Consider the following 22,674-nt stretch of genomic DNA (forward strand, 5'->3'; position numbering starts at 1 on the left):
CACCATGGCCCTAGCTCGCGCTTTCGCAGTTGCGCACCAGGTCGGTGATCGGAACCGGTCCGGCCGCATCCAGCGCAATTGGCGTCTCACCGGTCACATCCGCGGCCACAAACCGGGCCTGTGGTGACAGATCGCCAGAGAAGAATTTCGGAAATTGCGCCGAAAAGTCGTTGCCTTCCAGAAGGACCGCCGCCGCAGTTGCGGTGGCAATGCCGGAACCGTTGGAATCCAGTACGTTGCCTGCAATGCGGGTGACGGCGCGTTTCGGTTGGCCAGAGACCCAGATCCCGGCGCTTTTGTTGTCCACCAGATAGTTTCCGGCCAGATATGCATCCAGGCTGCGGCGGACTTCGATGCCTTTTTGGCGGTTGGAAATCAGGAAGTTTCCAATCACCTCGGTGCAACTTGCGCGGTCGACCTTGATGCCACCGCCGCCCCGTGCCCAGACAATATTGTCTTTGACCAGGGTGTTGTCGGCGGCCTGTTTGATCAGGATGCCGGCACGGTCGCCTTTGAGGATCGCATTGCCCGCCAGCACCGTGCCCACCGCGCCATCCAGAACCCGGATCGCATTGGTGTTGGATTTGCCGGTGATGATATTGGCGGAAATGGTGGTGTTGCGGCTGTGTTGCACGACCAAAGCGGCGCTGCCGGCGTCGATGATGCGGTTGTTGTCGATGGTCAGATTGCTGGCTGCCTGGATCGAAATCCGCTGCACCCGTTCGATCACGCTGTCGATGATGAAAGAGGCGGCTGCGGGCCGGTCCAGCGCAGAACGCGCCACGGACAGGCCGGAAAACTTCACCGAGCCGCCAAAGCCAAGATCGGAGATCTGCGCATTGCGCATCTGCATCGTACCCGGGCCGGATGTGGTGATGAAGGGCGCGAATTCTTCGTTGTAGGGGCTTTGCGTGCCGACACCGTGAATCCCGGCGCCATCCACGATCAACCGACCGAAATTCAGGATAAACGCCCCATGGCGGCGCGACAGTTGCAGCACCTCATTGGCGTTCAAATGCAATTCCGCGTCATGCCAAAGGATCAACGGCGCATGAAGTTCGACCACGTTGCCCTGGGCGACTGCGCCTGTACCCATGATCCGGGTCAGATCCGCCAATCCCAGACTGCCACGTTCGACAATGACGGCATGCACGCCGTTTTCTTCCTGTGCATCGAGCACGGCACTGTTGTCATCATGGCCAAAAGCCTGGGCGAGCAGACCCAGTGCAATCCGCAGGTCAAACCGGTCAGTGGCAAGGGCCGCTTCTCCGCGCGGTGCCAGCGGCACAAGGCCGGGTACGGCGGGCAGGGGGAACCCGGCAGAGCCAAGCATTTCACGTGCCCGGCGGTGGGCCCGGCCGTCAGCTTCGGTTGCGATCGCCAGCCGTTCGACGGCAATGCGGCGCAATTGGCCCGGGCTGTCCGGTGCGGCGGCCAGCGGTGATGTCACTGCCAGCATCGCTGTCAGAAACGCCCCAAGCGCCGCCAGCCGTCTGGCTGGCGACGTCCGGGTCACCGATATGGCGGTTTCACGATGCATAACGGGCGCTGCTTGCCAGATCCTGCAGTTGCGACTGCGCGGCGATCGTGATGACCATGACCTCGATCATGCCATCGGTCGGATTGGACAGCGTGGTTGGCGTGGTTTCACAAAGCTCGCGACGGTCGCCTTCGCCCATCCGCGCCTGTGTGCGGCCATTGGTCAGCAACACTTCGCCGGTTGTGATGATCGCCTCGCGGCCCGGCGCAGGGTCAAGCCGCATGGTCGCGCCCGGTTTCACACTGACGGTGCACATCGTCATGTGATCACGTTCCATGATCTGACAGATGTGGCCCCATTCGAAATCGCTGCGTTGGTGCTTTTCGGCTTCGACGCGCGAGGTGGATTTCAGGTGCTGCGCCACTTTCTTGACCGATTGGCAATGCCCGACCTTTGTCACCAGCAACGCATCGGCGGTGTCGACCACAATGATGTCTTCCAGTCCCACACAGGTCACAAGCCGGGTTTCCGACCGCACCATGCAGTTTTTGGTTTCCACCTGGATCACATCGCCCTGAATGACATTGCCCTGGGCATCGGCATTGGAAATGCCATACATCGCAGTCCAGCTGCCGACATCGCTCCAATCCACATCCAGTGGGCACAGCGCGATCTTGCGGGTGCGTTCGAATACGGCCGTTTCGGTCGGCTCGTCATCGGCAAGCGCAAAGGCGTCGGCGTCAAGCAACAGCCCTTCGGGCGTTTCCTTGCCACCGGCAACGGCCTTTTTCACATGCTCAAGCGTTTCGGGGTCGTATTGGGCATATTCCTCGATGATGGTCGAGGCCTTGAACAGGCTGATGCCCGAGGCCCAGTAAGCAATGTCGCTTTCAACCAGCAGACGCGCCTTGCGGGTGGGCGGCTTTTCAACAAAGCGTTCGACCTCGCGCAGGGCAGGGTGGGCAAAGATCGGCCCGCCATCGGTGATGTAGCCAAACCCGGTTTCGGCATAACGCGGCTTGATACCAAAGGTGATGATATAGCCGTCTTCTGCCGCCGCGCGCACCGCAAGGATGGCGCTGTTGATGTCGCCTTCGATCACGTGATCGGCGGGCACAACCAGCATAAGCGCATCGGGGTCTTTTTCCATCTGACGCAGGGCCGCCGACAGAACCGCAGGACCGGTGTTGCGACCCATCGGTTCCAGGATGACATCCGCGCCGCGCCCAATTTGCTGCAATTGACGGTGCAACATCAGCGTGTGTTTGGCCGAAGAGACAACCAGTGGCGTGCCGAACCCCTCAGAGGAATGGCGGTCGATCGCTGTCTGAAAGAAGGTCAGAGAAGCGGCGTCGCCAACACGCTGGAATTGTTTCGGGCTTTGCGTGCGGGAGATGGGCCAAAGCCGTGTCCCGTTTCCACCGCAGATGATCAGAGGTGTGATCTCTTTCATTGTCAGTTGTTCCCGTTGTCAAATGGCTTGGCAAAAATTGCCTTGGAAAGCCGCACCCGCGCGGATTTCCCGATGTCATCGGCGGTGAGGGCGCCGGGTATTGGCTCCATGCGCACGGGCAGGAAAATGTCGCCGTTTTCCGCTGCGGCGCTGGTGGCCGATGTCAGGATGACACGCGCGGGAATGGCCCGACCGTCATCCATGATCAGATGGACGTTCTCGCCGCTCATCGCGCGCGACAGACCTTCTGTGCTCATTTGTGTTTGAACGCTGACTTTGTCGTCCTGGCCGTACAGTGTCAGGATGCTGTCACCGGGCAGGACAGTGGCGCCTTCGAACATGCCGTCGGTCACAGCCACCTCACAGTCGCAAGGGGACTGGAAGTTCAGCACATCGCCGGTGGTGGCAGACAGCGAATAAAGCACTTCGCCTTGCTTGGCCTCACTGTTGAGGTACAGCACCTGACCGCCGCCGGTGGCGCGCATTTCATTGCCCGCGCGCATGATGAACACCGGGCGCAGCTCGTAGTTGGTGGTATAGCGCGAATAGAGCGAATAAAGCGCAACCAGGATCAGCCCGGCCGACAGGGTCGCTGCGGCAATGCTTTTGATCCGGCGGCGCAGGTCGGCTTTGGCACCGCCCTTGGCGGCGGGTTCTTTGGGCTGGGTCGGGCCGGTATAGGCCATCATCGAGCCCAGCGAAACGACGTCGCCGGCAATATAGGTGTTCAGAATATAGCGCAGCTGCGGCAAATGCGGCCCGGTCGGGTCGATGAATTGCAGCATCAAATCGCCGTCCGCACCATTGGCAATCACCCGTGCTTCGGGAAACAGCGTGATGGTGAAGCCACCAAAGTCAAACCGAAGTCGCACGGCCTGGCGGCTGCCAAACAATGTGGTCGAGATTGGCCCTGTAGCTTCGACATAAGCGGCGGTGACGGAAATGCCATTGCCACTGAAACGGGCATCGCCAATCTGCGCGGTAAAGGGAACCGGCAGAATAGGATGCTCATTGTCGAACCCGAATTCACTGGGAATATGGGGCGGTGGCGGGGTGCCGTTCGAATTATTATTATTGGTTCTGTCGAGCATGATGTTGCCTCAGACCTTGGTGAAAAACAGGATGGCGACGGTGAGCCATGTAATCGCTATGGCGTGGTGCGCGGTGGATTCAGATGCTTTGAGCTTGTCGCGGAAGGCCACGACCTTGCGGACTGTGCCGCTGCCCTGACGCGTCCACTTTTGTTTGTCCATGCGGAAGCTGACATAGGTTTTCAGTGCCGCACCGACGACCTGGCTGAAATAAAGGATCGGTGGATGCGTGATCGGGAACCAGGTCCCCCGGAACAACGCAATAATGACGCAGAAAATGTAACGGGTGGTCAAAACCCAGGCGATATAGAGCGGGATCACCGATGGGGTGACCATCAGGGCCGCAAGTGCGACGGTGATTGGACCCACAAGGGTGGTCCACATCGACACACGTTGGTCGATGATCGACCACCATGTGAACGGCCCGATCAGCCGCGGCGAAAGCCGCATCGCGCGCCCGTTCGTGCGGATCATGTTGCCGAACCAGCGCACCATCAGCGTCTTGGAGCTGTCAAAGAAGGTCGGGCGCGGCTGTGTCTCATAGCTGATCGAGGCAACATCGGGAAGATAATGCATCTCATAGCCGTTTTTCAGCAACCAGAACCAAGTCGATTTGTCGTCACCGGTCAGGAACTTGACCCGACCCAGACGCCAGTGATCGAGGAAGTCATAGTTGATGCCTTCGATGAAATCCGGCCGTGTGGCCAGATCGGCCCGAAACACGCTCATCCGGCCCGTCAGGGTCAGCACATGTTTCGACAGACCCATCGAACACATCATCACCTGCCGTTGGTTGAACCGCAGCACAAACCAGTCTTTGAACAGGTTTTCCTTATCGATTCTAATGCCTTCGTCGGTGGTTAGCGCGCCGACCTTGGGGTCGGTGAACACCGGGGCACTTTCGTACCAGATGTCTTCCGGCACCATGGTATCACCATCGACAAACACCAGGATGTCGCGGTGTGTCGGGCTTTGTGCGCCAAGGATACGCAGGGTCTTGGCCAGGGCGTCGCGTTTGCCGTTGGCCTTGATCCGGTCAATGATCAGTTGGACATTGCTCATGTCCTCTGTCTGGCTTTCAAAGATGGAGCGGATCAGGCGTTCGTCTGCCCCATCCACCACCGAAGCCACAATCGTTGCCCCGTCCCGCGCCCGGGAAGCGGCGCGAAAGACACTGCGATAGACGGGCAGGGTGACATGCGGTTCCACCATATAGGAGGTGACCAGCATATACATGTGCGATTTGCCGACCAATGCGGCAAACCGCTTGCGGTTTTTGCGCTTTCGCTTGGGATGGACAATCCGGCGGAAGATAATAGCGCGGGTAAAGTTGACTGCCGCCCAACTGTACCGCCAGGTGCCCAGAAACCCCATGATGAAAATCGTGTTGGTCGCATAGGAAATCTCCCCTAGTGCCGTTTTCGGCACCAGGGTGACCAGCAGGATTACCACTGAGAAGTAGGCCAAATGCGAAAGCGCAAGGATCATGGCGATTACCAGCAGATGCCTTCGTATGTGCCGTCAGAGACCTTGTCGCGGTTCATCCGCGTCAGATCCAGCACAGGACGGCTCTTGGAGGCAGCTTCAAGTGTTTCCACTGTCTCACGATAGAAGTTGCCAACCAGAATGGCGCCCGCATCGTTGATCATCGCGTCCAGATCCGGGTTCATCCGGTCCTTCAGGTCAGGGATCACGTCGTTGCCGCGGCCCGCGGTCGAGTTTTCGTTGGCATAGGCTTCGTGCACATAGGGGTCATAGATGTCGACCTGTACGCCGTTCTTGATCAAACGCGCGGCCAGTTCGGCCAGCGGGCTTTCGCGAAGATCGTCGGTGCCGGGTTTGAAGGAGATGCCTACAAAGCCCACCTTCTTGGCGCCTGTGCGTTCGACCATTTCTTCGGCGCGACGAATTTGTGCTTCGTTGGCTTCCAGAACGGCGTTCAGCAGATGCGCAGGCGTGCCCTGGGTTGCCGCCAGATGGCGCAGCGCGCGCACGTCTTTGGGCAGGCAGGAGCCGCCAAAGGCAAAACCGGGACGCATGAAGTAGGACGAGATGTTAACCTTGGTGTCGGAACACAGGATTTCCATCACGGTCTGGCCGTCGAGGCCGGACGATTTGGCGATATTGCCGATCTCGTTGGCAAAGGTCACTTTGACCGCGCGCCATGTGTTCGAGGTGTATTTCACCATTTCTGCGGTGCGGACATCGACAACTTTGATGTCGCAAGGCAGATCTTGGTTGATCTCAGTCAGGATGTCGGCAGTGCCTTTGTCCTGGGCGCCGAAAACGATCAGGCCGGGATCATAGTAATCTTCGATCGCTGTGCTTTCGCGCAGGAATTCAGGATAGTATCCGACGCCGAAATCCTTGCCGGATTTCTTGCCGCTGGCCTCTTCGAGGGTCGGGATACATGTGCCTTCGGTCGAACCGGGGACAATTGTCGACCGGATGACAACCGCATGGTAGGCATCTTTGTTTTTCAATGCGTTGCCGATATTGCGGCAAACGATTTCAACATATTTAAGACCAACCGACCCATCCGGGGCGCTGGGGGTGCCGACCGCAATAAAGCTGGCGTCGGTATTGTCGATGGCGTGTTGCACATCATCTGTTGCGGTGAGCTTACCAGCTTTCACCACGTCTGCGATCAATTCATCCAGACCGTTTTCCACAATGGGGGAAAGTCCTGCGTTGATCGCATCAATTTTGCCGGGATCGACGTCCACTGCGATAACTTGGTGACCATCTCGGGCCAAGCAGGCCGCGGAAACCACGCCTACATACCCAATGCCAAAGACACTGATTCTTGCCATATCTGCCTCTCAATTCACTCTTTGTGAGTGATTATGATTGAAGTGTTTGCTCGTCTTTTTTCGATAAAACTTAGGTAGATGCATGTCGTAGGTAAAGTAAAATGTTAACAATGATTACCAAAACGCGCATGGTGACATTTCTGCTACAGCGAAGTGACCTGCGCAGAATGCAAGCATGAAGTGTGCTGACTGGCGGGTTTTCGCTGATCTTTTCTTTAAAATTTGGCCGATCTTCGCCGGACCGCTGCGTCGCGGGGAATTGGCGCTCTTTCCCGGCAAACCCCATAAATCATTGGGGTAACAATTTTGATCGACCCGTCCGGAACTATGGCCGGGGGCCGGGGGTTTTGGCCGTGAAATCAAGTATTCAATTTTTTCTATGTATGGGCATGCGGGGCTGTGTTAGGGTGATTTAAACGGGCCATTCGTCTGGTCCGCCCCATTCGGTCAGGAGACAGATCACCATGGATTTTCCTGTGCAAATGCAAATCAAACCCGATGTTTCGGCGTTCTTTGATTCGGCAACAAATACGATTTCCTATCTCGTCAAGGATCCAGCGACCGCCGCTTGCGCCATTATCGACAGTGTAATGGACATGGATTACGCCGCCGGGCGAATCACGCATGACCATGCAGACCAGATAATTGCCGAGGTTAAAAAGTGCGACCTCAGCCTCGAATGGATTATTGAAACCCATGTCCATGCCGATCATCTTTCGGCGGCGCCTTATATTCAGGCACAATTGGGGGGAAAGATCGGGATCGGTTCCGGGATTCTGATGGTCCAGGATACCTTTGGCAAGGTGTTCAACGAGGGCACTGAATTTCAGCGCGATGGCAGCCAGTTCGACCAATTGTTCGAGGATGGCGATATATATCATGTCGGGGAGATGCCGGTTCATGCGCTTTATACCCCCGGTCACACGCCCGCCTGCATGACCTATGTGATGGGCAATGCCGCTTTTGTCGGGGATACGCTGTTCATGCCGGACGGTGGTTCGGCGCGGGCGGATTTCCCCGGCGGCGATGCCGGCACGCTTTACAACTCGATCCAGAGGGTGCTGGCGCTGCCCGACGACATGCGTCTGTTCATGTGCCACGATTATGGTCCCAACGGCCGCGATATTCAGTGGGAAACCACTGTCGGCGCGGAAAAGGCACATAATATACATGTTGGTGGTGGCAAATCGCGGGCGGACTTTATTGCTTTTCGCACTGAACGCGATGCGCAGTTGGGCATGCCGAAACTGATTATTCCATCGTTGCAGGTGAATATGCGGGCCGGCGAGGTGCCCAAGGACAAGGATGGTTTCCCGATGCTGAAGGTGCCGGTGAACGGGTTGTAACCGGTCTGAGGGTCAAGACGCGCTGTCGCGACCGATCTGATGCGGCGCGACGGCCATCGACTTGACCAGCGCAAAGCAGCTCTGACCCGGCGCCAACTCCATGGTCTGGACCGAACGTTGGGTGATCCGGGCCAGCAGCAGCTCTGAACCGACCTGAAGCGTGACAATTGCACCGGGGCCGTCGCCCGGCACGATGGTGTCGATCACGCCCGGAATGATGTTCAGGGCTGACACATCCACCGGGGCGTTGCGCGACAGGATCACGTCATGCGCCATGATCTGCACCCGCACCACATCGCCGACAGCGCCGCTGATCCGCGGGAGCCAGAGCGGACCTGACGCCGCCTGCAACCGTGTCAGCCCGTCGGCTTCCTGGGCCTCAAGTCGCGCGGTCAGGGTTGCGCCCGCGCCACGTAGGCCGATGCCGCGCAGGGCGACGGGGTCAAACAGGATGTCCTGCGTCGGGCCCTGGCGCAGAACCTGCCCGTTGTCGATCACCGCAATCTGATCGGCCAGGCGCCGGGCCTCCTCCAGATCATGGGTCACCAGGACCACCGGCATGGCCAGATGGGCGCGCAGGCGCTCGATCTCGGCATAAAGCCCCTGTCGGGTTGCATGATCCACCGCCGAAAACGGCTCATCCAGCAACAGGACCTCTGGATCACGTGCCAAGGCCCGTGCCACGGCCACCCGCTGTTGCTGGCCGCCGGACAATTCCGCCGGGCGGCGCGCCTCAAGTCCGGCAAGGCGGACAAGGGTCAGCAACTCTTGTGCGCGTGCGCGGTTGGCCCCTGCCGCCATGACATTGGCCAGCGCCGACATCTGCGGAAACAGCGCATAGGATTGAAAGACCATGCCGACGCGCCGGCGAAAGGCGGGGGTGTCCAGGGACCTGTCACTGTCGAACCAGACCGCGTTTCCAACCGCGACCCGGCCAGTGTCCGGCGTCCATAACCCGGAAATGCCGCGCAGGATGGTGGATTTCCCGGCACCCGACGGGCCAACCAGCGCCAGCACCTCGCCGGCTTTGGCCGAAAGCGCGACATTCATCTGGATCGGTGCCGTGGCGCACAGTGTGACCGTCAGCGCCATCAGGACAGCCTCCGCCCGGCGCGCGTCGACAGCCAGAATGTCACCGCGATCGTGCTTAACGAAATCGCGAGCAACACGGCCGACATCTGGGCGGCCCCGGCCATGTCAAAGGATTGCACCCGGTCGTAAATCGCAATCGCAATGGTGCGGGTTTCGCCGGGGATTGCGCCGCCGACCATCAGGACAATGCCGAATTCGCCCAGCGTATGGGCAAAGGTCAGCACCATTCCGGTCAGCACACCCGGCCAGGCCAAGGGCAATTCGACCCGGCGCAGGGCCTGCATTGGTGACATACCACAACAGGCTGCGGCCTCGCGCACCTCGACCGGCACCGCTTCGAAACCGCGCTGGGCGGGTTGGATGGCAAAGGGCAGGTTGAACAGCACCGATGCCACCACCAGACCAGAGAAGCTGAACACCAACGGGCCGTCAAACAGCATCTGCCAAACCTTGCCAACCGGGCTGGCCGCGCCAAAGGCCACCAAGAGGTAAAATCCCAACACAGTGGGCGGCAGGACCAGCGGCAGGATGACCAGCGCCTCGACCGCGCCTTTGCCGCGAAACTGTTGAAAGGCCAGGAATCGGCCAAAGAAGATCGCCACCGGCAGCAGCACCACCACCGTCCAGGCGGCCAGACGTAGCGACAGGAGCAGGGCCTGCCAATCCATCACGCGTCCCCCGGCAGGGCAAAACCGTGGTTGGTGAATATGGCCAGCGCTTCCTTGTCCTGGAGAAAGGCAAAAAATGCCTGTGCAACCGGTCCGGCCCCTGCGGTCAGCGCCATGCGTTGGTTCAACGGGCTGTGCCAGCCTTCGGGGATCAGCGCCGACCAGCCCTGTGCGGCCACCGGCCCGGCATTGGCGAGCGACGCCGCAATCAGCCCGCCGTCGGCATTGCCCGATACGGCAAATTGCGCGGCCTGGGCGACGTTTTCACCCAGCACCAAATGCGGCTGCAACGCCTGCCACAAGCCACGATGCTGCAAGGCCTCGCGCGCGCGAATGCCATAGGGCGCATGTGCCGGGTTGGCGATGGCAAAGCGATGTAATGTGCCGCTGCCCAACATGGTTGCAAGCCCGGCCAAATCGCTGTCGACATCCAGCGGGCCGTTCGTTGGGGCGATCAGGGCCAATCGGCCTTTGGCATAGATCACGCCGTCGGTGGGCAAAACGCCATCCGCGGCCAGCGCACGGATATAGGTTTCGTCAGCCGACAAAAAGATTTCGAACGGGGCGCCGTGGCGCATTTGCTGGGCCAGGGTGCCAGAAGCGCCAAATGAGACCCGCACAGTGTCACCGGTCCTGTCCTGAAAGGCCGCCAGCAAATCAGCCATCACAAAGCGCAACGAAGCGGCGGCGGCAATCACGGGCGCGGGCGCAGCCATCACCGGGGCAGCCATCACCGAAACAGCGGCAAAGGTGGCCGCGCCGGTGATCAGCGTTCGACGCGACAGGGCCAGAGATACAGGGCGGGGCGGGGGCACAGCGAGGGGCACGGCGGCAATTTCCAAGTTTCGCAGGAACCTTACCGGGCCAGTGCAGGGGTTCCAACCCCGACCTCTGTACGACGTCATAGCCCGCCATTTCCGGTTGTCGAATCGTGATTGTTTGGTTATTCATGAATTATGGAAATAAATATTGCAGATAAACTCGCCGTTCTTAGCCACCCACAGCGTCTCGCGGTGTTTCGCTTGCTGGTGCGCAGATGTCCCGATGCGCTGCCTGCCGGTGAAATTGCCGGGATTTTGGGGCTCAAGGCCTCGACCGCGTCGGTCTATCTGTCGGCCTTGACCCGCGCCGAGATGATTACCCAGGAGCGGCGGGGAACGTCGCTGTTGTATTCCATGAACCCGACAGCGGCCCGGGCGCTGATCAGTGATCTGTTTCTCGATTGCTGCCGCGGCCGCCCCGATCTTTGCCCGCCTTTGTTCAATGGGCCCGCCTTCGACCAAAACGATCCTCAGTCCGACAGGAGACACACCATGTCAGATCGCAAATACAACGTGCTTTTCATCTGTACCGGCAATTCCGCACGGTCGATTTTTGCCGAGGCCATTCTGCGTGAACTGGGCGGCACCCGGTTCAATGCGTTTTCGGCAGGCACCAAACATTACTCCGAGCTGAACCCATTTGCGGTGGAAATGCTGAAATCCAAGGATATCGCGACCGACGATCTTCGATCCAAGAACGTCGATGAATTCCAGGGCGAAGATGCGCCAAAGATGGATTTCGTGTTCACCGTGTGTGACCGCGCCGCGAATGAGGAATGCCCGGCCTGGCAGGGCCAGCCGATCAGCGCCCATTGGGGTTTGCCGGATCCGGTGCGCGCAACCGGGACCGAAGCGGAAAAGCGGCTCGCGTTTCAACAAACTTACGCAATGATGCGTCATCGTATCATGGCGTTTGCCGCTCTGCCATTTGATGCGCTGGATCGGGTCTCGCTGCAAAACAAGGTCGACGACATCGGTCGCGTAAAGGAAGACACATGACGACATATGCATTGAACGGCTTGGGGCGTATGGGCAAATTGGCCCTGCGTCCGCTGCTGGAACGCGGCGCTGACATCGCTTTTATCAATGACGCGGTGGGGGATCCGGCGATGCATGCGCATCTGTTGGAATTTGACACGGTTCATGGCCGCTGGAAGGCCGATTTTGCCGCAGATAACGACAGCATCACCATCGACGGCACCCGCATCCCCTGTCACCAGAGCCGCGATCTGGCGGATCTTCCGCTGGATGGGGTGGATGTAGTGATCGACTGTACCGGCGTGTTCAAAACAGAGGCCAAGATCCAGCCCTATTTTGATGCCGGTGTGAAAAAGGTTGTGGTCTCGGCCCCGGTCAAGGATGGCAATGCCGCCAATATCGTGATGGGCGTGAATGACGACATTTATGATGCGGCGACCCACCGGATTGTCACGGCGGCCAGCTGTACAACCAATTGTCTGGCGCCCGTGGTCAAGGTGGTTCACGAAAATCTGGGCATCAAACATGGGTCGATCACCACGATCCATGATGTGACCAACACCCAGACCATTGTCGACCGCCCGGCCAAGGATCTGCGGCGGGCGCGGTCTGCGCTGAACTCATTGATCCCGACCACCACAGGATCGGCCACCGCGATCACGCTGATCTACCCGGATCTCAAGGGCAAGTTGAACGGCCATGCCGTGCGCGTGCCGCTGCTGAATGCTTCGCTGACCGATTGCGTCTTTGAGGTAGAGCGTGACACCACGGCAGAAGAAGTCAACGCGCTGTTCAAAGCCGCAGCCGAAGGTCCGTTGCAGGGCATTCTGGGCTATGAAACCCGCCCCTTGGTGTCGACCGATTACACCAATGATCCCCGGTCTTCGATTGTCGATGCGCCGTCGACCATGGTGGTGAATGGCACCCAGGTCAAAATCTATGCCTGGTATGACAATGAATGGGGCTACGCCAACCGGTTGGTGGATGTGGCTTTGATGGTAGGCAACAGCCTTTGATCCCCTGTGCTTGAATTTTCACCGCCTCCGGTTCTTTGGACTGGTGGCGGCCTTCCTTTTTCAGAACTGGCCCTGACCAATGACCGCACAAAGCACTGAAACACCAAACGGCTTTGCCGCCTATGTCGCCGTAACGGCGGCCTATTGGGCCTTCATGCTGACCGATGGCGCCTTGCGCATGTTGGTGCTGTTGCACTTTCACACGCTTGGCTTTTCGCCGGTGCAATTGGCCTATCTGTTTGTGCTGTATGAAATTGCCGGCGTGGTCACCAACCTGTCGGCGGGATGGATCGCGGCCCGGTTCGGCCTGACCTCAACACTATATGCCGGGTTGGGTTTGCAGGTCGTGGCGTTGTTGGCGCTGGCGCAACTGGACCCAGGCTGGTCCATCGGGCTGTCGGTGGCCTTTGTCATGCTGGTGCAGGGCGCGTCGGGGGTGGCCAAGGATTTGGCCAAGATGTCATCGAAATCCGCGGTCAAGGTTTTGGCCCCGAAGGATGGCGGCGGGTTGTTCCGCTGGGTGGCGCTGCTGACCGGGTCGAAAAACGCGGTCAAGGGCGTCGGGTTCCTGCTTGGGGCGGCGGCGCTGGGGCTGTTTGGTTTTGTGGCCTCGGTGCTGTTCATGGCGGCGGTGCTGGCGGTGATCCTTGTGGCGATTGCCTTGCGCATGCCTTCGGGTCTGCCCGCCGGGCGAAAGGATGCAAAATTCAATGAAGTCTGGTCAAAGAACCGCAACATCAATTGGCTGAGCGCGGCGCGGGTGTTCCTGTTCGGGGCGCGCGACGTGTGGTTCGTGGTGGGCATTCCGATCTATTTCTACGCGGTCCTGTCGGATGGCACAGAAGAGGGCAACCGCGCCGCGTTTTTCCTGATCGGCAGCTTCATGGCGGTCTGGATCATCCTTTATGGCGCGGTCCAGGCCAGCGCACCCAAGCTCTTGCGGGCCAAGTCCCGCAGCGATGACGAGATCACCGCATTGGCCCGCCACTGGGTCGCGGCGCTGTTTGTGGTGCCAGCGGCATTGGCGGTGCTGGTCGCGATTGCCGGCGCGCCGACCACATGGCTGACGGTGACATTGGTGATCGGCCTGCTGGCGTTCGGGGCGCTGTTTGCGGTCAATTCTTCGCTGCATTCCTATCTGATCCTTGCGTTCACCAGCGAGGAACGTGTGACGATGGATGTCGGATTCTATTATATGGCCAACGCCGCCGGGCGGCTGTTGGGCACGGTGCTGTCTGGCCTGTCGTATCAGATCGGCGGCGTGGCGCTGTGTCTGGCGACGGCGGCGGCGATGATCGCGCTCAGCTGGCTTGCGACCTTGAAACTGGCCCCGGCCGAAGCAGACACCGCAGCGGCATCATAGCCCGGCTGCTTTGGTCAGGTTGACCCGGAAACGGTCGCGGCGGCGTTGATAGCGGCGGGTCATTTCGGCGCTGGCATGGCCCAGGTGTTTCTGGACATAGCGTTCATCAACCTCGGCGCTGCTGGCCAGTCCGGCGCGCAGGGAATGGCCGGAAAACAGCGCCAAACGCTCCTTCTCTGGCAGGTCGGCGCGAATCCCGGCGGCCAAGACGGTTTGTTTGATCAACCGGGCCACATGTTTGTCGCTTAGCCGGGCGGCAAGCGCGCGTTTGCCATCCCGCGAGCTGCGCACAAATATCGGGCCAAAGTCGATTTTGGCAAAATGCAGCCATTGTTCCAGCGCGTGAACAGGGCAGGTCGCATCAGAGGAGCCCCGGCCAATTTCGACCTCGCGCCAGCCGGTTTTGGCGTTCAGGGTCAAAATCACCCCTTCATCAAGACGTTCGATCCAACCGCCCGATTCCGGCGTGTCGTCCTTGTTGACGTCCAGGCTGACAATCTCGGTGCGGCGCAACCCACCAGCGTAGCCCAACAGCAGGATCGCGCGATCCCGCAATCCCCGCAGATCATAGGGCAGGCTGGCCACCATCGCCAAAATATCATCCCGTAGGATGGCCTCTTTTTGCACGGGCGGGCGGGCGTGTTTGCGTTTTATGCCCGCCAGAACGCTTGCGATATGGCAATTCCTGCGATCAAGCGTGAAACCGCGCTGGGCGTAGTTCCAGCCAAGCCCCGACAAGCGCCGTTCAATTGTGGAGACCAACAGGGCCGTGCCCTGTGTGGGGGCGGCCAGATCCGCAAGGTAAAGCCCGATCAGCTCTGGCGAGGGCGGCAGCGGCTCTGCGCCCTTCATCCGGCACCAGCGGGCAAAATGCGCCCAATCACGGCTATATGCCTTGAGCGTATTGTCCGATGCGGCCTGGTTCGCAAAAGCGCGTGCGGTGTCGACAAGCCGGTCGAGGCTGCCTGACCCCGCCACATCTGCGGGCAGGGCTATGTCTCGGCCAGTGTCTGCCGTAGTGGGATCTGGCACGGTGAGATCTGACGCAGCGGGATCAATCTCTGGCGTTTCGTCGGGGGACTTGCGTGGCGTGTCTTGCATATGGCGATCATAAGACGACAGCTGTGCCAATGCAATTATCGGACGCAAGGGCACCCAAACCAACCCGACCTTGCAGTCGGATATGGCCCGAAGGGGCACGGGCGCAAATATGCGGAATCCCTCGTCGTATCTGTGAAACGACGATTGTCCGTATCTGATGTCGAAAGGATGAAACACATTCCCTAAGGAGGTGTTTGGTGGAGCCTAGGAGGATCGAACTCCTGACCTCTACAATGCCATTGTAGCGCTCTCCCAGCTGAGCTAAGGCCCCGAACCAGAGGACGTCTTGTTGTCCCCGTGACGCGCGTCATATGCAAAGGCGGGGAGAGGTTCAAGCAGAAATCTTCCCCCCGCGCCGTTTTTTCCTGTGGCGTCTTATTTCGCCTCAGGAGTCGTCGTCGTCCGATGCAACATCGGCAATCTCGTCAAGCGAGACATTGTCCTCGTCGTCGTCATCTTCGAGGATGTCATCCCCCAGATCCACGTCAACGGCATCGGCGTCATCATCATCCAGCACCACTTCTTCTTCTTCGTCCTTCGAAGCGGCTTTGGCAGATGCGGCATCCGCGGCGTCTGCCTGGATCATGCGCGATTTGGTGCTGTCGAATTCCAGAATCTCACCCGTGTAGGGGCTGACGATCGGATTTGCGTTCAGGTCATAAAAGCGCTTGCCGGTGGCGGGGCAAAGGCGCTTTGTTCCCCATTCTTCCTTGGGCATCTCGGTCTCTCTCAGTTTTTCGTTCTGGCGGGCATTCAGTCTTGCGGGCAATCGTGTTCCACTGCCATAAGACCAATGCCGTGTCAAAGCCTTTGGCGAAAGGCGCGCAAAAGCCTGCATAAGGACCCCATATGGGCCAACATTCGCTTCCCGGCAACCCCCCGGTGCCGCTTCTGCTTCGGTCGTCTGCCCGAGCGCGTCGGATTACCCTGCGGATCTCGTCTCTGGATGGCACCGTGACGCTGACCCGTCCACGCGGCGTGTCCGAAGCCCAGGCGTTGGAATTTGCCCGCGAAAAAGAGGATTGGCTGCGGCAGCATCTGGCTGGACAATCCGATTGGCTGGAGGTGCGCGTCGGGGTGGATCTTCCGGTTGAGGGTCGGTTGCGGCGGGTGGGCATCGGATCCGGGCGCCGGGTTCAGATGTCGGACGACCATATTTTGGTGCCGGGGACAGAGGATCGCGCAGCGGCGCGGCTGCTGGGCTTTTTGAAAACCCGTGCGCGGGCGCGGCTGGCGGCGGCGTCGGATGAATACGCCGCGGCGTTGGGGCGGCCCTATAACCGCCTGACGCTGCGCGATACCCGCTCTCGTTGGGGCAGTTGCACTGCGGATGGCGGTTTGATGTATTCCTGGCGGCTTATCCTCGCCCCGCCTGCGGTGTTGGATTATGTTGCCGCACATGAGGTGGCGCATCTTGCAGAGATGAACCATTCACCGGCCTTCTGGGCGGTGGTTGAGCGGCTCTATGGTGCGTATGAGGGCCCCCGCCGTTGGCTGCGCGACGAGGGCGCGGCGCTGCATCGCATTCGTTTTACACAGAACTGACATGTGACGCAGAACTGACTTGCGTGATCCGGCTTTTGTGATCACAATTGCGCCATGTTGATGAACCCCAAGCCAGACAGCGCCACATCCGCCCATGACAGGGTGTATCGCCGCCTGCGGACGCAGATCATGTATGGCGAAATCGCCCCCGGTGCGGCGCTGACCCTGCGCGGGATCGGGACCGAATTCGGGGTGTCGATGACACCCGCACGCGAAGCCGTGCGCCGGTTGGTGGCCGAAGGTGCGTTGTCTCTGTCCAGCTCTGGCCGGGTGTCAACGCCCGAGCTGAGCAACGACCGGATAGAAGAGCTTGCGGCGTTGCGTTCGCTGATCGAAGTGGAATTGGCCAGCCGGGCGATGCCGCGCGCGCATATTGCGCTGATCGAACGGCTGCAAAGCATCAACTCAACGATTTCCGAGGTCATTTCGAACCGGGATGCTGCGGGCTATATCCGCGTCAATCTTGAGTTTCACCGCACGCTTTATCTCCGCGCACAAGCGCCTGCGATGTTGGCGATGGCGGAAACCGTTTGGCTGCAATTGGGGCCGACCATGCGGTCGCTTTATGGGCGGCTGCGCCGCACCGAAGCGCCGCATTATCATCGGCTGATCATTGCCGCGCTGAAAGCGGGGGATGAGCCGGGGCTGCGATTGGCAGTGCGGTCCGATGTGACCCAAGGTCTGCGCCTGCTGACCACCTAGGCGCAGGCGGGCGGAGGTCAAAGGCGCAGGCCAAAGGGTAGGGCTGCGGGTGTTACGCCGCCAACCCTTTGGATCCGAGGTCCAGGAATTTCTTCCGCCGGTCTTGGCGCAGTGCCGCCGCGTCTTTGCCCGCCAATTCGTCCAGAATCTGAACAATGGCCCGGCCGACGGTGCGCATGGTGCCCGTGCGATCGCGTTGCGCGCCGCCCAGCGGCTCGGGGACAATTCGGTCGCAGACCCCCAGTTTGTAAAGATCCTGCGCCGTCAGCCGCAGCGCCTGCGCCGCTTCGCGCATCTTTTCGGCGTCTTTCCACAGAATCGATGCGCAGCCCTCGGGCGAGATCACCGAATAGACAGCATGTTCCAGCATCGCCACCCGGTTGGCTGTGGCCAGCGCCACCGCACCGCCAGAGCCGCCTTCGCCGATGATCACCGACACAACAGGCACGCCAAGGTTCAGGCTGGTTTCGGTGGACCGGGCAATCGCTTCGGATTGGCCGCGTTCTTCGGCGCCTTTGCCGGGATAGGCCCCGGCGGTGTCGACCAGGGTGATCACAGGCAGACCAAAGCGGTCGGCCATTTCCATCAGCCGCACGGCCTTGCGATAGCCTTCGGGGCGGGCCATGCCGAAATTGCGGTCCAGCCGCGATTGGGTGTCATGGCCTTTTTCATGGCCGATCACCATCACCGGGCGGTCGTCCAGCCGGGCCAGGCCGCCCATGATCGCCAGATCTTCGCCAAAATTGCGGTCGCCGGCCAGCGGCGTGAATTCTGTGAACAGCGCCTCGATATAATCTTTGCAGTGGGGGCGCTGTGGATGGCGGGCGACCTGGCATTTGCGCCAAGGTGTCAGATCCTTGTACAGATCCTTCAGCATCGCTGCCGCTTTGCGGTCCAGCGCGCCTGCTTCTTCCTCGACATCCATTGCGTCGTCGCTCTGGCGGGCAATCGCCCGCAATTCTTCGGCCTTGCCCTCGATCTCGGCCAATGGTTTTTCAAAATCGAGATAATGCGCCATGCGACACTCCTTTGCTGCAGGGCGTATATGGCCCGATGTGGCGCAGGATGCAATCTGTGACCCGCGTTTAGCCTGCCATCAGGGCCGGCAAAAGTGAGGCAATCAACAATCCCGCCATCAATATATTGAACAGCCGCAGGTGCCGGGGGTTGCGCAGGATGCGGCGGATCTGTTGTCCCAACACGACCCAGACCGTTGTGCTGATCATGCCCGCCCCAACGTAAATCAACGCCACCCACAGGATGGCCGTCAAATCGCGGCTGGCGGCATAGACTGTGATGGCACTGATCCCCATGGTCCAGGCCTTGGGGTTGATCCATTGAAAACCTGCCGATTGCAGAAAGGACAGCGGGCGGGACCGGCTTGTGACCTCAGTGTTGTTTTCCGGCGGTGGTGCGGCGGTGGCAATTTTCCATGCCAGCCACAGCATATAGACCACAGAAGCCACCAATAGCGCATCGCGCAGGCCGGGCCAGGCGTCGAACACCTGCATCACACCCACCCCAACCAAAAAGATCATGGCCGGAAACCCCGATATGATGCCCAGCATATGGGGAATGCTGCGGCGCACGCCGAAATTGGCACCCGACGCCATCAGCATCATGTTGTTCGGTCCCGGCGTCACGCTGGTCGCAATGGCAAAGCCCGCAAGGGCAAGGAAGAGGTCATAGGTCATGGCCGCAATATTTCACGGAGTTTGCGCCGTGAAATTGCAAATCCCTGTGTGAATGCTGTATTTGTGCAATTCATGACGGATATTGATGGAATCGACGGCAGAATATTGCGCGCATTGGCGCGTGATGGCCGGATCAGCAACCAGGCACTGGCCGAAGAGATTGGCCTGTCGCCCTCTGCCTGTTTGCGGCGGGTGGCGGCCTTGGAACGCGATGGGGTGATCACGGGCTATCGCGCGGTGTTCGATCCGGCGCGCATGGGGCGTGGATTTGTGGTTCTGGTAGGGGTTGGCCTGTCTGAACATTCCAAAGCCGCGCAAGAGGCATTTGAACGCGCGATTTCCCGGGCACCCGAGGTGCGGGAATGCCACAACATCACGGGTGTCATCGAATATATGCTGCGGGTCGAATGTGCCGATCTGCCAAGCTACAAGGCCTTTCACACCGATGTTCTGGGCGCGTTGCCCCAAGTGAAAGAGATCACATCATTTGTTGTAATGGGATCGCCCAAGGACGAGCGGGCCTAGATCGCGGGCCGGTTTCTGTTCCGGTCCAAGGTCCAGCGCCGCTCGCAAGGCCAGCTCCGGTGCGGTCAGAACCTCTGGCGCGATTCCATCCAGCAAATGTGCCGCGTTGGCCATTGAAGCCTGGGCAAGAACAACCGTCGTGAAGTCCGGTCGCGCCTGGGTCGCCTCGATCACTGCGGCGGCAATTGCGGCACTGAAATTGGCCTCTTGCCCGGCTTCGAACAAGGGCCAGAATTCTTCGACCACCAAGAGGGTGATCGCAGTGTCGCGGTCCAGACTGTCGAGACAGTTTTGCAGCAGATCGCGGCTGGTGGCGGCCGTGCTATTCAAGGCGCAGACCAACAGGATGGGGCCGGTGGATTGCGCGGCGCGGCGCATCATCGGCTGATCAATACGGATTGCGCCCGCCGCCGCCGCTGTTTCGGCGATGGTGGTGCAGGTGCACAGAACCCGGCCGGGTGCGGATCGCACGGCCATGTGAATTTCCGCCGAAAGATGTTGCGTCATCCCGGCCTCGCGCGCCCGCGCGAGCCAATCGGGCCGCACCTTGTGGGTCAGTCTTGCCGAAGGGGCCAGCCGATCGCGTAAGGAATCAAAGGTCCGGCAATGGACCTCGGCGCTATGCAACAATGTCAGACGCTGGGGCATGCACCTCTTCCTGAATCCAATATGGCGACCGCAGGTACTATGCGGACGCCATACATTGCCACAAGAACGCTAAGGGTCAGTTACTGGCAATCATCTCAGATTGCCGCACGATCACCTCTGCCTGTTTGATCGAGGCAATGTCGACCAATCGTCCTTTGTATACGGTGGCGCCTTCGCCTTTGGCTTTGGCGTCTTCCATTGCGGCCAGGATTTCGCGCGCTTCGGTGACGGCGCTTTCCGATGGGGTAAAGACCTCATTTGCGATGGCGACTTGTTTCGGATGGATGGCCCATTTGCCAACCATGCCCAAGGTCGCAGAGCGCAGCGCCTGAGCGCGGAAACCTTCGTCGTCGCTGAAATCACCAAACGGGCCGTCCACCGGCAGCACGCCATGGGTGCGGCAGGCGGCGACAATCGCGGCCTGCGCCCAATGCCAGGGGTCGGACCAATGTTTGACCCCTTCGCGCAGCATGTAATAGTTTTCCTGTGTGCCGCCGATACCGGTGGTGGCCATGCCCATCGAAGCGGCGAAATCCGCAGCCCCGAGGCTCATCGCCTCAAGCCGGGGCGACGCGGCGGCGATGTCTTCGACATGGGCGATGCCGGCGGCGCTTTCGATGATGACCTCAAACGCAATGCGTTTGCTGCGGCCCTTGGCGGCTTCGATCGCGGACACCAGCGCATCGACGGCATAAAGATCGCCGGCGCAGCCAACTTTGGGGATCATGATCTGATCCAACCGGTCGCCGGCCTGTTCCAAAAGGTCCACAACGTCGCGATACCAATAAGGCGTGTCCAGACCGTTGATGCGCACCGAAAGGGTCTTTTTGCCCCAGTCAATGTCACCAATGGCCTGGATGATATTGGCGCGGGCGCTGTCCTTGTCACTCGGGGCGACTGAATCTTCGAGGTCAAGGTTGATGACATCCGCGGCGGATGCGGCCATCTTTTCGAAAATCGCAGGGCGCGAGCCGGGGCCGAACAATTGGCATCGATTCGGGCGAGCGGGGGCGGGGGGCTGAATTCGGAAGGACATTGGCGACCTCGGTGAAATGATGTTGCGAAACGGACTGTGGTAGCGATATTAAATTACGCTGCGCTGCGCAAGTCTGTTTTGCAGATGCAGCAATTCTGGTCGGTTGACGGGTTTTCAATGTGCTGAAAATTTGGTCAGATCGGAACTAAGCGCAGAATCTTGTGGGAAACTGTCAATTCTACGAAGAATCTCCCCCAAATTGTCGATCCAAGTCCAAATTTCGGAAACCTGTCGCCTCTTGCAATGTTAGATGTGCCGCAAATCCCAAATTTCCGGAGCGCTGCCATGATCCAGACACCTTACCTGCTTTTCCTCGGTGATGCCCCCGACGCGCTGGCCGCAAAGGTTGCGCAGGGGATCAAGGATTGGCGACCTGAAAACGTGGTCGGCCAATTGCGCATGGACGGCTGCAAGGCCGACATGAAGCTGGCGGATATGACCCTGGCAGAGGGCCGTGCAGCAGGGGCAAAAACGCTGGTGATCGGCGTGGCCAATCGCGGCGGCAAGATCAGCCCGGCATGGAAACAGGTGCTGTTGGCGGCATTGGAGGCCGGTTATGATCTGGCGTCGGGTCTGCACAACCTGTTGCGGGACGAGGCCGATCTGGTGGCGGCGGCAGAGAAACACGGTCGGGCCCTGCATGACGTGCGGGTGCCGACGGTCGAATACCCCATTGCCGATGGTGTGAAGCGCCGTGGCAAACGGGTGTTGGCGGTGGGAACCGATTGTTCGGTTGGCAAGATGTACACCGGGCTGGCGCTGGACCGCGCGATGAAAGAGCGGGGCCTGAAAAGCACGTTCCGCCCCACCGGCCAGACGGGTATCCTGATCACCGGGGATGGCATTCCGTTGGATGCGGTTGTGGCGGATTTCATGGCCGGGGCGGTGGAATGGCTGACACCGGACAATGACGCCGACCATTGGGATATCATCGAAGGTCAGGGCAGCCTGTTCCATGTATCGTTTTCCGGTGTGACCATGGCGTTGATCCATGGCGGTCAGCCGGATGCGCTGATCCTCAGCCATGAGCCGACCCGCAGCCATATGCGGGGATTGCCGGGATACAGCCTGCCGTCGCTTGAGGCGCTGCGCGACATGGCGCTGCCGCTGGCGCGGATTGCCAATCCCGCCTGCGAGGTGATCGGCATTTCGGTGAATACCGCACATATGTCCGAGGAAGAGGCGCTGGCCTATCTGGCGGATGTGGAGGCCCGTATGGGACTTCCGGCGGTTGATCCGTTCCGCCAGGGGGCGCAGCGATTGGTGGATGCATTGACGGCGATGTGACCCGGTTGCACCGTT

At 59.9% G+C, this 22,674-nt stretch carries 22 protein-coding genes and 1 tRNA gene; 8 read left to right on the forward strand and 15 right to left on the reverse strand.

The window, feature by feature from the left end; all coding sequences use genetic code 11:
* Positions 1–10: 10 nt before the first annotated feature.
* Genes AC0L4F_RS10945 through AC0L4F_RS10965 form a run of 5 tightly spaced genes read right to left on the reverse strand, consistent with a single transcriptional unit; the run spans position 11 to position 6,837 of the window.
* Positions 11–1,540: a right-handed parallel beta-helix repeat-containing protein gene (locus tag AC0L4F_RS10945; RefSeq protein WP_244688310.1), complete on the reverse strand. Its 1,530-nt coding sequence runs from the start codon at positions 1,538–1,540 to the stop codon at positions 11–13.
* Positions 1,530–2,933 (reverse strand): mannose-1-phosphate guanylyltransferase, encoded by a 1,404-nt coding sequence (locus AC0L4F_RS10950; RefSeq protein ID WP_244688312.1) that lies wholly within the window; start codon positions 2,931–2,933, stop codon positions 1,530–1,532. Before AC0L4F_RS10950 ends, AC0L4F_RS10945 begins: the two co-directional genes overlap by 11 nt.
* Before the next feature lie 2 nt (positions 2,934–2,935).
* Positions 2,936–4,024: a hypothetical protein gene (locus AC0L4F_RS10955; protein ID WP_244688315.1), complete on the reverse strand. Its 1,089-nt coding sequence runs from the start codon at positions 4,022–4,024 to the stop codon at positions 2,936–2,938.
* A gap of 9 nt (positions 4,025–4,033) precedes the next feature.
* On the reverse strand, positions 4,034–5,512 hold the full coding sequence (locus tag AC0L4F_RS10960; RefSeq protein WP_244688317.1) for a glycosyltransferase: 1,479 nt from the start codon (positions 5,510–5,512) through the stop codon (positions 4,034–4,036).
* A 5-nt stretch (positions 5,513–5,517) separates the two neighbouring features.
* Positions 5,518–6,837 carry a nucleotide sugar dehydrogenase gene (locus AC0L4F_RS10965; protein WP_244688319.1) on the reverse strand — a complete coding sequence of 440 codons (1,320 nt, stop codon included), beginning with the start codon at positions 6,835–6,837 and terminating at the stop codon, positions 5,518–5,520.
* 464 nt (positions 6,838–7,301) lie between these two features.
* On the opposite strand from AC0L4F_RS10965, the gene AC0L4F_RS10970 reads away from it, so the two are divergent.
* Complete coding sequence (locus tag AC0L4F_RS10970; RefSeq protein WP_244688322.1) at positions 7,302–8,183, forward strand: MBL fold metallo-hydrolase; 882 nt, start codon at positions 7,302–7,304, stop codon at positions 8,181–8,183.
* A 12-nt stretch (positions 8,184–8,195) separates the two neighbouring features.
* Here AC0L4F_RS10970 and AC0L4F_RS10975 read toward each other — a convergent pair whose 3' ends face one another.
* The 3 genes from AC0L4F_RS10975 to modA are packed head-to-tail and all read right to left on the reverse strand — an operon-like array spanning position 8,196 to position 10,770.
* On the reverse strand, positions 8,196–9,275 hold the full coding sequence (locus AC0L4F_RS10975; RefSeq protein WP_244688324.1) for a molybdenum ABC transporter ATP-binding protein: 1,080 nt from the start codon (positions 9,273–9,275) through the stop codon (positions 8,196–8,198).
* Positions 9,275–9,943: a molybdate ABC transporter permease subunit gene (gene modB / locus AC0L4F_RS10980; protein ID WP_244688326.1), complete on the reverse strand. Its 669-nt coding sequence runs from the start codon at positions 9,941–9,943 to the stop codon at positions 9,275–9,277. The genes AC0L4F_RS10975 and modB overlap by 1 nt, the downstream gene beginning before the upstream one ends.
* Positions 9,943–10,770, reverse strand: a complete 828-nt coding sequence (modA, locus tag AC0L4F_RS10985) for a molybdate ABC transporter substrate-binding protein (RefSeq protein WP_244688328.1) — start codon at positions 10,768–10,770, stop codon at positions 9,943–9,945. Before modA ends, modB begins: the two co-directional genes overlap by 1 nt.
* 129 nt (positions 10,771–10,899) lie before the next feature.
* Between modA and AC0L4F_RS10990 the strand changes: the two genes are divergently transcribed.
* The 3 genes from AC0L4F_RS10990 to arsJ all read left to right on the forward strand — a co-directional run bounded on the left by AC0L4F_RS10990 (position 10,900) and on the right by arsJ (position 14,121).
* Positions 10,900–11,763, forward strand: coding sequence for an arsenate reductase/protein-tyrosine-phosphatase family protein (locus AC0L4F_RS10990; RefSeq protein WP_244688330.1), 864 nt, complete (start codon positions 10,900–10,902; stop codon positions 11,761–11,763).
* A complete protein-coding gene (locus AC0L4F_RS10995) occupies positions 11,760–12,758 on the forward strand; it encodes an ArsJ-associated glyceraldehyde-3-phosphate dehydrogenase (RefSeq protein WP_244688332.1) in 999 nt (332 codons plus the stop codon). Before AC0L4F_RS10990 ends, AC0L4F_RS10995 begins: the two co-directional genes overlap by 4 nt.
* 79 nt (positions 12,759–12,837) lie before the next feature.
* Positions 12,838–14,121: an organoarsenical effux MFS transporter ArsJ gene (gene arsJ / locus AC0L4F_RS11000; RefSeq protein ID WP_244688334.1), complete on the forward strand. Its 1,284-nt coding sequence runs from the start codon at positions 12,838–12,840 to the stop codon at positions 14,119–14,121.
* Here arsJ and AC0L4F_RS11005 read toward each other — a convergent pair.
* From AC0L4F_RS11005 to AC0L4F_RS11015, 3 genes are all read right to left on the reverse strand, one after another.
* Entirely contained in the window at positions 14,116–15,222 is a 1,107-nt protein-coding gene (locus AC0L4F_RS11005) for a tyrosine-type recombinase/integrase (RefSeq protein WP_244688336.1), read from the reverse strand. The genes arsJ and AC0L4F_RS11005 overlap by 6 nt on opposite strands.
* Positions 15,223–15,417: 195 nt before the next feature.
* Positions 15,418–15,493 (reverse strand) — tRNA-Ala (locus AC0L4F_RS11010).
* Between the two features lie 114 nt (positions 15,494–15,607).
* A complete protein-coding gene (locus AC0L4F_RS11015) occupies positions 15,608–15,940 on the reverse strand; it encodes a TIGR02300 family protein (protein WP_244688338.1) in 333 nt (110 codons plus the stop codon).
* A gap of 131 nt (positions 15,941–16,071) precedes the next feature.
* Here AC0L4F_RS11015 and AC0L4F_RS11020 point away from each other — a divergent pair, with 131 nt between their 5' ends.
* A complete protein-coding gene (locus AC0L4F_RS11020) occupies positions 16,072–16,767 on the forward strand; it encodes a M48 family metallopeptidase (RefSeq protein ID WP_244688340.1) in 696 nt (231 codons plus the stop codon).
* Positions 16,768–16,821: 54 nt separating this feature from the next.
* On the forward strand, positions 16,822–17,469 hold the full coding sequence (locus AC0L4F_RS11025; protein ID WP_244688342.1) for a GntR family transcriptional regulator: 648 nt from the start codon (positions 16,822–16,824) through the stop codon (positions 17,467–17,469).
* 52 nt (positions 17,470–17,521) lie between these two features.
* Here AC0L4F_RS11025 and AC0L4F_RS11030 read toward each other — a convergent pair whose 3' ends face one another.
* Positions 17,522–18,487, reverse strand: coding sequence for an acetyl-CoA carboxylase carboxyltransferase subunit alpha (locus AC0L4F_RS11030; protein ID WP_244688344.1), 966 nt, complete (start codon positions 18,485–18,487; stop codon positions 17,522–17,524).
* A gap of 67 nt (positions 18,488–18,554) precedes the next feature.
* Positions 18,555–19,163 (reverse strand): LysE family translocator, encoded by a 609-nt coding sequence (locus tag AC0L4F_RS11035; RefSeq protein ID WP_244688372.1) that lies wholly within the window; start codon positions 19,161–19,163, stop codon positions 18,555–18,557.
* 72 nt (positions 19,164–19,235) lie between these two features.
* Here AC0L4F_RS11035 and AC0L4F_RS11040 point away from each other — a divergent pair, with 72 nt between their 5' ends.
* Positions 19,236–19,688 (forward strand): Lrp/AsnC family transcriptional regulator, encoded by a 453-nt coding sequence (locus AC0L4F_RS11040; RefSeq protein ID WP_244688374.1) that lies wholly within the window; start codon positions 19,236–19,238, stop codon positions 19,686–19,688.
* Here AC0L4F_RS11040 and AC0L4F_RS11045 read toward each other — a convergent pair.
* Positions 19,647–20,336, reverse strand: coding sequence for a hypothetical protein (locus AC0L4F_RS11045; protein WP_244688376.1), 690 nt, complete (start codon positions 20,334–20,336; stop codon positions 19,647–19,649). The genes AC0L4F_RS11040 and AC0L4F_RS11045 overlap by 42 nt on opposite strands.
* Positions 20,337–20,412: 76 nt before the next feature.
* On the reverse strand, positions 20,413–21,372 hold the full coding sequence (locus AC0L4F_RS11050; RefSeq protein WP_244688378.1) for an L-malyl-CoA/beta-methylmalyl-CoA lyase: 960 nt from the start codon (positions 21,370–21,372) through the stop codon (positions 20,413–20,415).
* Positions 21,373–21,657: 285 nt separating this feature from the next.
* Between AC0L4F_RS11050 and dgcN the strand changes: the two genes are divergently transcribed.
* Positions 21,658–22,659: an N-acetyltransferase DgcN gene (dgcN, locus tag AC0L4F_RS11055; RefSeq protein WP_244688380.1), complete on the forward strand. Its 1,002-nt coding sequence runs from the start codon at positions 21,658–21,660 to the stop codon at positions 22,657–22,659.
* Positions 22,660–22,674 lie beyond the last annotated feature (15 nt).

The organism is Marinovum sp. J2-8 (assembly GCF_055808435.1).